The following is a 12,348-nucleotide window of genomic DNA, read 5'->3' as shown; positions in this document are numbered from 1 at the left end:
CGCTACGCGAGTACGCATATCGTTGTTCTCCTCATTGAATCACCTTGCGGTGCAACGTAATTGTGATGGCAATTGCCGTGCGGGGCCGCAGGGTACTGCCCTGGGACCGAGGGCGCGGTCGCGGTGAACGCAGTCACGTGACGTAGCGCCTCGGTGTGGATATAGCGGTCCCAGCATGCGGGGAGTGTGTCCTGTGACACGAGACATAATCCATTGAATGGATGAGATGTTCGATCTGGTAATCCTGTAGGACAGGATCAAGGTCCCTTATTTCAGGAGCGTGATACGGTGGCCACGGCGGGGCCAATCCAGAGCGAAGGAGTTGTCGGGTGCTCGAAGGTGCCGTCGGATCGGGAGTTCTTGTGGCGGCGGAGGGGCGTCGTGCCGAGATGAGATCTGAACGTTCTCGAGAAACTTGCTGGCAGTGGGCTGAAAGTTGTCGCGCCAGGCTTTGTTTCGTATCCGTTTTGCCGCAAGATTCGATCATGATCAGCACAGCGCGGCCGTCGGGCTCGGAATCGGGATTCTCAGGGGTGTTCGTGTGAGCATTCGGCGCAGCGTGAAGCTACTGATCTGTACGGTGACGGCCGGTGCCATCGCCGCGGTCACACCCGAGGCTGCCGCGGCCCCCGCTACGGTCTCCGTGGCCGTCGCGCCGCCGATGGGATGGAACTCCTGGAATTCGGGAGTTCCCCTGAACGAGAAGACGATCGAGGAGACCATCGACGCGTTGGACTCCTCGGGCATGCGCGCGGCCGGTTACCGGTACGTGAATCTGGATGCCGGTTGGGCCGCGGAGCAACGCGATGCCGCGGGCGGCCTACAGGCCGATCCGCAGCGCTTTCCGCACGGCATGGCGGCGCTCGCGAAATACGCCCATGAGCACGGGATGCTGTTGGGGTTGTACTCGAGTCCGCACAACCAGATGTGTGGTCAGTCGGCCGCGACCGCGAGCCTCGGTCACGAGGAACAGGACGCGCGCACCTTCGCGGCCTGGGGCGTGGACTTCCTGAAATACGATTGGTGTGCTCCCGACGCCGACCACGCCAACCAGGTCCGGGTGTTCTCCGCGATGCGGGATGCGTTGCGCCACACCGGACGTCACATCGTGTACAGCATCAATCCGAACAGCTCCAACGATCCGACCGCGGGCGTGCGTTACGACTGGTCCGGGGTCGCGGACATGACCCGCAACACCTCCGATCTGATTCCGTTGTGGCGCAACACTTTGCCCGAGATCACCGTCGGTGGCTTCGATCTGCGCGGCTTCATCGGGGTCGCCGATCAACTCGGCGCGGCGCAGCGGGTCGTCGGGCACAGCCGCCCCGGTTACTGGAGCGACCCGGACATGATGGTGGTCGGCATCTCGATGGCGGAGTTCCTCGGAGCGCATCTCAACGGAATGCCGCAGATGTACGCCAAACAGGGTCGGATCAGTCCGCAACTGGCCGATCAGCTCGGTGCCGCACTGCGCCAGTCGCCGCAGGCGCTGACACAGCTGCGTGGCATGCCGAGTTTGACAGCGGTGGAGGAGAAGGCGCAGTTGTCCCTGTGGGCGATGATGTCCTCGCCGCTGATCGCGGGTAACGACGTGCGGTCGATGGACGCGCGGACACGGGCGTTGCTGACTGATCGCGAGGTCATCGCGATCGACCAGGATCCGCTCGTGGCCCAGGTCACCCAACCGGCCGGTGACAAGCGGATCGTGGTCAAACGCCTTGCCGACGGCTCGGTCGCGGTGGCGCTGTGCAATACCGCCGACACTCCCGCCTCCATCGAAACCTCCCCTGCCGCAGTGGGATTGGCCTCGGGCAGGGTTGTCGTGCGTGACGTGTGGAACCACACGACCACGACGAGCAGCGGCCGGATCGCGGCAGCCGATATCCCCGCACACGGCGTCGCGCTGTTCCGCGTCAGCTCATAACGGCCTCGGCATATCCGGGGGCTCTGTATCGCCGAACACGCCGTCCCGGCCGAAGCGGAACATGCGACCCGCGGCGAGTTGATCCGCGAGGGGTCCGCCAACACCCGTTCCGGTCACGGTGCCTGGCAGTTGTGAGCGGCGGCGGATCGAACGGAGGTTGCCGATAGTGTGCGCAGCTATGTCGACATCCGAAGATTCCAAGCCGCATCCGATCCGGGCTGTCGTTTTCGACTGGCGAGGCACGCTAGTATCCGAACTGACGCAGCGGGATTGGGCGCGCGAGGCGTTGCGGCTGGCCCGCCGGGAACACGATGATGACGCGGTCCGCGCATTACTGCGTGATATCCGGGTCGCCGCGGGTGAGCCGAACCGTCTCCAGTCGCCGCAGGGGAACACCAGCGCCGCGCGGCACCGGGAGACCTATTACACGGTGTTCGCCGACGCCGGTCTGGACGACGAACTCGCCGATGCGTTGTTCGCGGTGGATTCCGATCCGGCGTACAACATCTTCGCTGTCGACGCCGCCGAAACCATCGCATCTCTCCGCCAGCGGAATTGCCGGATCGGTGTGCTGAGCAATATCCACTTCGATATCCGTCCCATGTTCGGGGAGGCGGGTCTGCTCGATTCGATCGATACCTTCGTATTGTCCGGCGAGCAGGGAATTCAGAAGCCCGACCCCGCCATATTCCGGCTGGCCCTGGAATTTCTCGGCACTCACGCCGAGCAGACGCTCATGGTCGGCGATCGCGCGTCCCGGGACGGCGTCGCGATCGAGGTCGGGATGCCCACCCTGTTGGTTCCCGCGCTGACCCATCCACGGCAGCGTCGGCTGCATCTCGTCACCAACGCCGTTGGTACGCAACACGGTTCCGAATCTGCGGGCGGGTGACCGATCCCCTCAGGTCATCCCTCGCGCCTCCTGGTCGAGTTCGGTGCGGCGCGTGCCGCCCGAACCATCGGCGACGATGGTGACCAACGGGCGCCGGCCGGGGCGTTGGATGCGGACGACGACGGAACCGTCTCGGGCGCAATCGAGTTCGGCGACGGCCACCCTGCGCAGACGCTGGATGACCTGCTCGGCGACGTCGTCGAGTCCGTGTTCGTCGTAGAGCAGCACCTCGACGCCGCGGCTGCGTGCCGCGCGGGCGGCCGCCACGACGGGTGAATGCGCGAGTTGGGGAGCCCGAAGTGCATCGCGCAGTTCGGCTTCCTGCAAAGCGCACTCGTCTCGGACGTCGTCGATGGGTTCGGAACCGGCGAGCCGTTCCAGCAGCGGCCGGGTGAGCCGGCCCAGGCGATGCAGTTGCCGGTCCCGCTCGGCGATCGCGGCCGCTTCGGCGGCTTCGGCGGAGACCCGGTGCAGGGTCTCCGCGCGCAGATCCAGGACCGTGTCCGCGACCGGGCGGATGATCCGGGCGAAGAACGTCGCGGCGATCAGCGGTGCGAGATAGAGGAACGGGACGGTGAATCCGCGGGCCCCGTCGGCGGGCAGGCCGGTCCGGAACGCGAATTCAGCGAAGACGAGCACCATCGCGAGCCAGCCCGGCGCGACGCGGCCGCGCAGGCACATGAAGGTGCACATCGCCCCGGCGGAGCCGAGGGACCATTCCTGCACAGTCGTGTCGTGCCACATCGAGCCCACGGCGGAGACGATCGCGAACTGGGCCGGACCGCCCGCGACGAGGATGGCCAGCGAGGCTGCCGGCGACGGCGGGTCGCCCGGCACGGCCAGGACCGCGGCCGTCGCTACCGTGGTGAGAACCAGGCAGGCCAGGGTGGGCCACGGGTCGGAGAACAGCGCCGAGGTGGTGGCGATCGAGACGGCGTAGGCGAGGAGATAGCACGCGACGAGCAGTCTCGCCGCGGGCGCGCGCATGCCGAGCAGTGTCCGCATACTCAGCGGCGCAAGGGATTTCGCGACCGGACCGCCGTACTCGTCCACCGCGGCGCGACGATCGATGAGCGGGCCCGCCCAGGCCAGCCGGACGGTGGTTCCCGCGCCGGGAGTGGACGTTATCGTGGCGCTGCCACCGCCCAGCTGCCGCATTCTGGCCCGGATGCTGAGCGTGATGCCGAGCCGGTCCGGCCGCTCGGCGTCGGTGTCGAAGCCGACGCCGTCGTCGCTCACGATCACCTGGAATCCGGCACTGCCGAGGTGAATGCCGACGTGGCGGTATGCACCGGATCCCGCGTGCCGCAAGCTGTTTCGAACCGCTTCGCCGGCGGCCGCCGCGGTCACGCTCACCGGTGCGGCGGGGAACGCCCACCGCTCGACCTCGGGCGAGACCTCGACGGTGATCGGCAGGTTCGGATCGATGTGCGTTATCGCCGCACGCAACCGGACCGCGGTATCGCGCGCATCGAGCACCCGCCCGAACGGATGTTCGAGATCGTCGAGGTAGTTCAGCGTGCGCAGGGCCTGCCGCCGCACGGTGTCCCGCTCACCGCCGCGCGCGGCGGTCAACAGAGTGGACATCACCCAGTCGTGGGTCAGCGCGGCGAATCGCGCGCGCTCGTCCGCGCGACCGCGCATGGCCGCGGCCGATGCCGCGCCCCGGAGTGCGCCGGTCTGGATCGTCTGCAACTGACGGCCGGTGCGCACGAACATCAGCAGGGCGGCCACGAACAGGGCGCTGAAACCGCCGGCGTAGAGCAGATCCGGCACGAAGGGCACGTTGACCTCCGGCGCACGGCCGGTGTGATTGACCACCGTTGCGGTGAACGCCGCGATGCCGAGCACCAGCAGGCTCGCCCACGCGGGCCAGACGACCGCGGCGGCCAGTCCGGCCAGCGCGGGCACATCCGCGAGCCATTGATCGGCGTGCAGCGGATTGCGCTGCCAGGCGATGAGCCAGGCCCCGGCCGCCACCGGATAACCCACCGCCGCGAGCGCCGCGGCCCACCGCATCCACTCCGAATCGGGATGAAAGCTCAACGCGCCCATGGTAATTCCGGGCCCGAACACCACGGCGACGGCGAACGGGGTCCACCACGCGGCCGCCATTGCGGCCTGATCGCTCATATCGGGGACGACGAGCACGAGACCGATGAGATAGCCGACGGCGACGATGCGACCGGCCAGCCGCCGGAAGCGGTCGGCGATGGCGACGCGACCGTCCACCATCGCAATCACCCGCCCTGTCTCATCCGACCGCCGACCCGCCCTCATACTTTATGACACCGTTACCACAGCGAATCCGGTTCGGCGGGAAGAACAATGGCCGATGGTCGCCGACATCGCCCCGTGGCCATCGATGCGAAGTTGATCACCACTGCTATGCTGCTGGCTCAGGAATGGGGTGAGGAGCAATGTCTTTCGAGGTCGTGGTAGATGGTCGTGCTCCGTTCCCTCTCGTGCTCAACCGATTACAACCCTGATCGAGGATATGTCGCACACGGCACGCACGAACACAGAATCCGCGCCGACGGACGGGCTTCACATGCCGTGCCGTCGGTCTGCACGACCGGACCGAGGTCGAGGTGAAGCCTGAATGATCAATCCGCCGACGTACACCGATGGCGATCGCATCGCCCTGTACAGCCCGGAATTCGCCGCCATGCCGCATGACAGTTACCGGGACATGCGCAAGCGGTACGGGTCGCTGGTTCCGGTCGAACTGTCGCCGGGAGTTCCCGCCACCCTGGTGATCGGCTACCGCACCGCGGTGCAGATTCTGCACGATCCCGCACATTTTCCGGTCGATCCGCGTTCGTGGGAAAAGGATATTCCTGATGAATGTCCCGTGAAACCGATGCTGGCGTGGCGGCCCAACGCGATGCGCAGTTCGGGCGAGGAACATCGGCGCTACCGGGATGCCAACGTCGCGGCCCTGCAGGCGGTCGATCTGCACGGTCTGCACGCGGTGGTGGAGCGGATCGCGGTGCCGCTGATCGGCCAGTTCTGTGAGGCCGGGTCGGCCGATCTGATCGCGGATTACGCACGGCCGCTGGCCTTTCAGGTGGTCAACGCGATGCTCGGCTGCTCACCCGAGATCGGGCAGCGGGTCGCGACGGGCGTCATGACCATCTTCGAGGGCGAGGACGCCGCGGCCGGGAACACGATGGTCGTCGAGGCGCTGAGCGAACTCGTCGCGGGCAAACGCGCCGACCCGGGCGACGACGTCACCACCCGATTGGTGCAGCATCCGGCCGGATTCGCCGATCAGGAGGTGATCGAGCAACTCGTGCCGCTGTACGGCGCGGGCGTCGAGCCGGTGCACAACCTCATCGCCAATACGCTGCTGGTGATCCTGACCAATGACCGTTTCGCGGGCAGCCTGCTCGGTGGCAGCCTGTCCACCCGCGACGCGCTCGACGAGGTGCTGTTCCTGGACCCGCCGATCGCGAATTTCTGTATGACCTATCCGCGCCAGCCGGTCCTGCTCGACGACGTGTGGCTGCCCGCCCACCAGCCGGTGATCATCAGCATCGCGGCGTGCAACAACGACCCGGCCGTCAGCGGCGGCAACTACACCGGCAACCGATCCCACCTGGCCTGGGGCGCCGGTCCGCACGCCTGTCCGGCCAGCCAGTCGGCCTACCTGATCGCCCAGGACGGCGTCGACCAACTTCTCGATGCCCTGCCCGAGATCGAGCTATCGGTCGACCCCAACGATTTGATCTGGCGCCCAGGACCTTTCCACCGCGCCCTGGCCACCCTCCCGGTCACCTTCGCCCCGTCCCAGCCCTTCGCCAGCTGGCGCCCAAACTGACCCCACCCGATACCGAGATCCCGTGTGCCGGCGGTCGTTCGCCGCGGCGTGCGGTGAGCGGGTAGCGGACGGCCAGGGTAGCGAATTCGCCCGGCCCGCGCGAATCGGCATGCGGGGGGCCGGGGCGGGTTGTGGCGCAATGTGGTTCGCGCAGGAAGGTCGGTTGGGCTGTTATCGCGCCAGCGCTGCGGTGATCTCGGCTACGGTGCCGGTTTCGCCGAGGCGGGGGAAGACGTGGGTGAGGGCGTGGGCGTGGGCCGCGGCGTCCAGGTCGGTGACCGCATCGGTGGCGATGGTGACGTGGTAGCCGTGGTCGTAGGCGGCCCGCGCGGTGGATTCGACGCCGAAACTCGTTGCCACACCGGCGATGACGACCTGGGTGACCCCGAGAGCGGTGAGGTGTTCGTGCAGGCCGGTGTCGTGGAACGCGCCCCAGCGGGACTTGGAGACGACGTGGTCGCGCTCGGTCCGGCCCAGTGCGGGCATCAGGTCGGCCCAGCCGTCGGGGAACTGCCCGTCGTGGCGCGCGCCCTGCTCGGTGCGTCCGGGGGCGCGGCCGACGGCGTTGACCAGTACGACGTGCTGTCCGTCGCGGCGGAACGCATCCGCGAGTTGTCCTGTGCGAGTGGCGATATCGGCGACGGGTTCGATGGTCGGCGCATCGGCGAGCCCGTTCTGCAGGTCGATGACGAGCAGGGCGGAGGTGGGGTCGATGGTCGTGATGGGCATGGACTTCCTTCGATGATCGGTTCGGATATGTTGGGGTGCGGTTGTATTCGGGCGCGGATTCAGTTGGTCGCGGTGCGGGGCAGGCGGCGATCCAGCACGGTGAGTACGAGCAGGACGGTGCTGACGCCGATCATGATCCACGCGATCACCGAGACGCCGGAGTCGGAGACGTTGTCGCGGAACACGATTCCGGTGATCGCCGAGGAGGCGATGGAACCGAGATAACCGAACGAGCGCATCAGTCCCGAGGCGGTGCCCAGCAGCTCCTGCGGAGCCTGGGCGTAGAGGACGAGCTGATTGCTGCTGGCCGTGCCCTGGGCGAAGCCCAGCAGAATGGTGATCACCACGACCAGGATCAGCCAGGCCGGTGAGCCCAGGAACAGCGCGGCTACCGCGGCGAGTACGCAGGACAGCGCCGCCCAGGTCACCGGTCCGCGAACGAGATTGCGGCGTGAGATCGGCACGATGACCACTCCGGCGATCACCGTCATCGGCAACAGCAGCAGTCCCGCGGCCAGTTCCGAGAGATGACGGTCGGCCTCGAGCCACTGCGTGATGCCGTAGAGCACCAGGTAGGAGGAGAACAGCACCATGCTGAATCGAATGTAGGTGCGGGTCAGCGCCATGTTCCGGACCAGCAGCCGGATATCCAGGAATGGTGTGCGCGCCCGCAGTTCCCAGAGCACCTCGGCGATCCAGAGCGCTGCGGTGGTGGCCAGCAGCGCCCAGTTCACCGTCGGCAGACGCGACAGGAACAGCAGCAGCGCGCACATCGCGGCAGCGAACCCGATGATCCCGCTGACGTCCAGCAGCGATGCGATCTCGCGTGCGGAGCGCCGCGTGCGGTCGCGCTCGTCCTTCGGCACCCACAGCAGCGTGCACACCAGGGCGATCAACGCGACGGGCACGTTGACGAAGAACACCGACCGCCATCCGGCGAGCTGGACCAGGACGCCGCCCAGGGGCAGTCCGAGGGAGGCGGTGGCGATGCCCGCGATCTGCAGGCCGCCCAGCACGCCGCCGGGCGGTTGGGCCAGTCCGGCGCTCTGGGCGCGGCGGCGAATGAGCACCATGGCCGTCGGATACGCGCAGGATGTGCCGAGTCCGATGAGGATTCGGCTGACCAGCAGCAGCGACAGCGTCGGGGCGAATCCGCCGACCAGCCCGCCGAGCAGCACGAGCAGGATTCCGGTGAGGAAGACGCGGCGCGGGCCGAACACATCGGCCGCCTTGCCCGCGGTAGGCTGTGCGATCGCGCTGGCCACGTACAGCGCGGACACCAGCGCCGCGGTCTGCCCGATCGAGACGTGCACACCCGCGGCGATGGGTACGAGTGCGGTCGCGATCAGGGAGGTGTTGACCGGGTTCAGGGCCGATCCGACGAACAGCGGTGCGGTGAACCGCCAGGTGAACGGGCGTTCGGCGAGAGATGTTGTCGCCGACAGGGTTTCGGGCATGCTGGTACCTCGGCACGGCGTGCTGGCCACGCCATGGGCAGGCATCGGCGGGATATGCCGATGCGGTGAAAGGGTAAGGGGGTCAGAGGAATTGGGCGATCCGCTCGAACAGCGTCGCTGCCCGGCGGATTTCCGCGATCTCCTCGGGGGTGAAGTTGTCGGCCAGTGCGTGGGCGATCTGCTCGGTCCGGTTGTCGCGGGCGGTGCGCAACAGGTCGGCGCCCGCTTCGGTGAGGGACAGCAGACCGCGGCGCTTGTCGTGCGGATCGGGGATGCGGTGCAGCAGGCCCCGGGACTCGAGGCCGCCGACCGTCGCGCCCATGGCCTGGGGAGTGATCTGCTCCCAGCGGGCCAGACCCGAAATGCTGTCCGGCCCATGGCGATCCAGGCGGGACATGACCGCGGTCTCGGGCAGGCTCAGGTCGTGGGTCTGTGTTTCCCGGGTGCGACGCTTGAGCAGGCTGATCGCACGGCGCACCGCGGTGGCCGTGGTCAGCAACTCCTCTTCGCCTCGCATATTTGAAGCCTAGGTTGCACAGTTAAAACTTGCAAGTTTGTCTTTCTAATCTCAGATGAGGCCGAGCTCCTGGGCACGGGCTCCGGCCTGGAAACGCGAGCTCGCACCGAGCGCACTCATGAGTTCGGCGACCCGGCGACGGTAGGTGCGCACCGACAACCCGAGCGCGCGTGCGGCGGTCTCGTCGGTGGCTCCGGTGTTGAGCTGATCCAGGATGCGCGGTGCGAGCCGCCGCAATTCGTCCAGATCGCGGTCGTAGACGGCGAATTCCGTTGCCGCGCGCCAGGTCGCGTCGAACAGCGACGCCACGCCGTGCACCACCTCCGGCACCGTGACGATACTGTAGCTGCGCAGGCCGTGGGAGGTGTCCCCGGCGAGAATGGCCACCCGCCGGTCCAGGATGATGGTCTCGCTGATCTCCTCGTCGCTGATCCGCACACCCGCGCCGCGCTCGACCATGGTGTGCAGGTGTTGCGACAGCGACGGGTCCAGCAGTGCCGAGGGCCGGTAGAGCTTGCGCAGCGCGACGGTGGGACTCAGCCTCTGATGTCGGCCGTTGTGCCAGGTCGCGTGCTCCTTGGCGGCGCAGTCGAAGCTGATCGCGGTGGCCTCGAACAGGTGCCCGGCGCGGTCGGAGAGTTCCTGGTGACCGCGCACGACGGTGACCGATTGTGTCTGGGCCATGGTTCGAGTGTCGTGAGGTTCGCTCCGGTCGTCAACGCGTGGCAGCTTGTTGCCGAATGCGGACTTCTCCCGCGTCGATCGGCATGCTGGGGAACATGACTGAGACACAGACGATTTCGGCCCGCGCGGCAGGCGAGGGGCATTTGGGATCCTTCCGGGTGAACCGGATGGGATTCGGCACCATGAAGCTGACGGGCTGGCCGGAGGGTAAGCAACCGACCCGCGAGACCGCGATCGCGCTGCTGCGCCGCGCGGTGGAACTGGGCGTGAATCACTTCGACACCTCGCAGTTCTACGACCGCGAGGGAATGAACGCCAACGAACTGCTCCGGGCGGCACTGCATCCATATCCGGAGGATCTGGTGCTGGTCACCAAGTTCGCCGGGATCCCGCCGGGCCTGACCCCCGACGGCCTGCGGCAGAACGTCGAGGCGAATCTGCGCACCCTCGGCGTGGACCGGCTGGACGTGGTGAATCTGCGTCTGGGCGAGGCGGTCGCCCCGGCGGAGGGCTCGCTCGAGCAGCCGCTGACCGCGCTGGCGAAACTCCAGGAGGAGGGCCTGATCGCGCATCTGGGCATCTCGAACGTTACCCGGGCGCAGTTCGATCAGGCTCGCGATCTCGCGCCGATCGTCTGCGTGCAGAACGCCTACAACGTCGCGATGCGCGAGGCGGATCCGCTGGTCGACGCCTGTGCCGAGGCTGGAATCGCCTTCGTCCCGTTCTTCCCGGTGGGTGGGTTCCAGCCGCTGCTGGCCGAACACCTGGACACCGTCGCCGCCCGTCACGGCGCGTCGGTGCAGCAGATCGCGCTGGCCTGGCTGCTGGCCCGGTCGCCGTCGATCCTGCTGATCCCGGGTACCTCGGATCCGGCGCATCTCGAGCAGAACATCGCCGCGGCGAACCTGCGGCTCACCGAGGAGGATCTCGCGCTGATCGGCTGAATTGCAATTGGCGCTGTGTCAACATCCCTCGTTCCGTCGTACGCTGACCGATACCTCGCGCTCGGCGCGGACAGCCCGCAGGTCGCGCATCGCGCCGAATCCCTCGCGATCTACCTGCGCGGCGCGTCCGGAGACGCGAGTGAAGGTGTGGAATCCTTTCTGGCCAAACGGGTTCCGGAGTTCCCGGACCGTGTCTCGGACGGCCTGCCGGACCTGTTCGGGGCGCGGTGAGCTGATCCCCCTCAGCGCGCGCACCGCGTCCGTAGAACGCGCGTGACCTACCGGCGGCTTCGGCCGCGGGCGGTGATCCGATAACGTTCGGGGCACGGCGGATGCGGGCGGATCGAGAACCCGGGCGTCGGTGCGGAATCCTCGGCGGTCAGATCCGCGGGCTCGTCGAAGACGACGGTATGCGTGCGTGCTCGCGCCTCGACCCGGAAACCGCCGCGCCACACCGTCTGCGCGGTCCACGGACCGCTGAACCGCGCGACCTGATCGCTGTCCCGGATCCGCGCGGCCAGCGCCGCGCGATGCCCGGTGAGATCCCGTTGAGCGCGTCGTCTCGGGAGGGAACTCGATCGGTTAGGTGATCAGCACAATGCGTGCTCGGTCGTTGCCCGCCCCGGCCGCCGTATGCCGTTGTCCCGCATGATCGGCGCTGGGATAAGGTTGCCGCTCTGGTTGATTCACCACGACGGAAGGGAATTTTTTCGATGGCCCGCAAGGTCATAGTCGAGCTCGTGGACGACTACGACGGAAAGTCACCGGCAGAGGAATCCGTGCTGTTCTCGCTGGACGGCGTGGAGTACGAGATCGATCTGTCGGTGCTCAATGCTGCCGCGCTGCGCGGTATTTTCGACCAGTGGACGCCGCACGCGCGCAAGGCCGGAAGAACCTCGAAGGGCAAGGGACACAAGCTCTCTCGCTCGTCGGCCGAGCGGGAGCAGACCGCGGCGATCCGGGATTGGGCCCGGAAGAACGGTTACTCGGTGTCCACCCGCGGCCGGATTCAGGCCGAGGTCGTCGAGGCGTACAAGAACGCCGGCTGAGGTTTTTCCGAGATTATCGGTGACGGTGCGCTCGATGCGAGCGCGCCGGACCTGCTGAACGGTCTCGATTACCGTCACGGTGCGCGACGGTAATCATCCGGTCCTATGGCTCCGCTGAGAAATCCGGTGAGGTCGCGGAGCATCGCGCAGCGCGATCTCACCGTGTTCTCACCGTGTTCTCAGCGGTGTTCGGCCATTGTGACTCGCCATGCCCGCCGGAATCGCGGCGATGGCCCCTCCCTCTCCTCGCGGACTGGTTGTACTCGTGTGCGCACGTTTGGAAACCGGTCTTGCCAAATTCGCTATTCTGGTAGAGGATCTTGCCAGAA

10 protein-coding genes and 1 pseudogene are annotated in these 12,348 nt (G+C 67.2%); 6 read left to right on the top strand and 5 right to left on the bottom strand.

What is annotated here, in order from left to right; genetic code table 11:
• The first annotated feature begins 541 nt into the window (after positions 1-541).
• Both NM2_RS38125 and NM2_RS38120 read left to right on the top strand, forming a co-directional pair.
• Positions 542-1,924, top strand: a complete 1,383-nt coding sequence (locus NM2_RS38125) for a glycoside hydrolase family 27 protein (RefSeq protein ID WP_245718412.1) — start codon at positions 542-544, stop codon at positions 1,922-1,924.
• A gap of 178 nt (positions 1,925-2,102) precedes the next feature.
• Positions 2,103-2,816, top strand: coding sequence for an HAD family hydrolase (locus tag NM2_RS38120; protein ID WP_218026078.1), 714 nt, complete (start codon positions 2,103-2,105; stop codon positions 2,814-2,816).
• Between the two features lie 9 nt (positions 2,817-2,825).
• Here NM2_RS38120 and NM2_RS38115 read toward each other — a convergent pair whose 3' ends face one another.
• Positions 2,826-5,051 (bottom strand): sensor histidine kinase, encoded by a 2,226-nt coding sequence (locus NM2_RS38115; protein WP_067679844.1) that lies wholly within the window; start codon positions 5,049-5,051, stop codon positions 2,826-2,828.
• Between the two features lie 367 nt (positions 5,052-5,418).
• On the opposite strand from NM2_RS38115, the gene NM2_RS38110 reads away from it, so the two are divergent.
• The gene (locus tag NM2_RS38110; RefSeq protein ID WP_067679842.1) at positions 5,419-6,639 is read left to right on the top strand and encodes a cytochrome P450; all 1,221 of its coding nucleotides are present in this window, start codon (positions 5,419-5,421) and stop codon (positions 6,637-6,639) included.
• Between the two features lie 171 nt (positions 6,640-6,810).
• On the opposite strand, the gene NM2_RS38105 is transcribed toward NM2_RS38110, so the two are convergent.
• The 4 genes from NM2_RS38105 to NM2_RS38090 all read right to left on the bottom strand — a co-directional run bounded on the left by NM2_RS38105 (position 6,811) and on the right by NM2_RS38090 (position 10,026).
• Positions 6,811-7,368 (bottom strand): cysteine hydrolase family protein, encoded by a 558-nt coding sequence (locus tag NM2_RS38105; protein WP_067679840.1) that lies wholly within the window; start codon positions 7,366-7,368, stop codon positions 6,811-6,813.
• Between the two features lie 59 nt (positions 7,369-7,427).
• Positions 7,428-8,825, bottom strand: a complete 1,398-nt coding sequence (locus NM2_RS38100; protein ID WP_067679835.1) for an MFS transporter — start codon at positions 8,823-8,825, stop codon at positions 7,428-7,430.
• An 82-nt stretch (positions 8,826-8,907) separates the two neighbouring features.
• Entirely contained in the window at positions 8,908-9,342 is a 435-nt protein-coding gene (locus NM2_RS38095; RefSeq protein ID WP_067679834.1) for a MarR family winged helix-turn-helix transcriptional regulator, read from the bottom strand.
• 51 nt (positions 9,343-9,393) lie between these two features.
• On the bottom strand, positions 9,394-10,026 hold the full coding sequence (locus NM2_RS38090; RefSeq protein ID WP_067679833.1) for a helix-turn-helix transcriptional regulator: 633 nt from the start codon (positions 10,024-10,026) through the stop codon (positions 9,394-9,396).
• A 95-nt stretch (positions 10,027-10,121) separates the two neighbouring features.
• On the opposite strand from NM2_RS38090, the gene NM2_RS38085 reads away from it, so the two are divergent.
• The 3 genes and pseudogenes from NM2_RS38085 to NM2_RS38075 all read left to right on the top strand — a co-directional run bounded on the left by NM2_RS38085 (position 10,122) and on the right by NM2_RS38075 (position 12,019).
• The gene (locus NM2_RS38085; protein ID WP_157121638.1) at positions 10,122-10,970 is read left to right on the top strand and encodes an oxidoreductase; all 849 of its coding nucleotides are present in this window, start codon (positions 10,122-10,124) and stop codon (positions 10,968-10,970) included.
• Positions 10,971-11,030: 60 nt separating this feature from the next.
• Positions 11,031-11,201: pseudogene (locus tag NM2_RS38080) on the top strand (enoyl-CoA hydratase); the annotation flags it as partial.
• Positions 11,202-11,683: 482 nt separating this feature from the next.
• Positions 11,684-12,019: a histone-like nucleoid-structuring protein Lsr2 gene (locus NM2_RS38075; protein ID WP_067679828.1), complete on the top strand. Its 336-nt coding sequence runs from the start codon at positions 11,684-11,686 to the stop codon at positions 12,017-12,019.
• Positions 12,020-12,348 lie beyond the last annotated feature (329 nt).

The organism is Nocardia miyunensis NBRC 108239, assembly GCF_001613065.1.
In the GTDB taxonomy this organism is placed as follows: Bacteria; Actinomycetota; Actinomycetes; order Mycobacteriales; family Mycobacteriaceae; genus Nocardia; species Nocardia miyunensis.
Note: the sequence above shows the minus strand (reverse complement) of the source record. Positions and strands in the feature narration are given on the sequence as shown.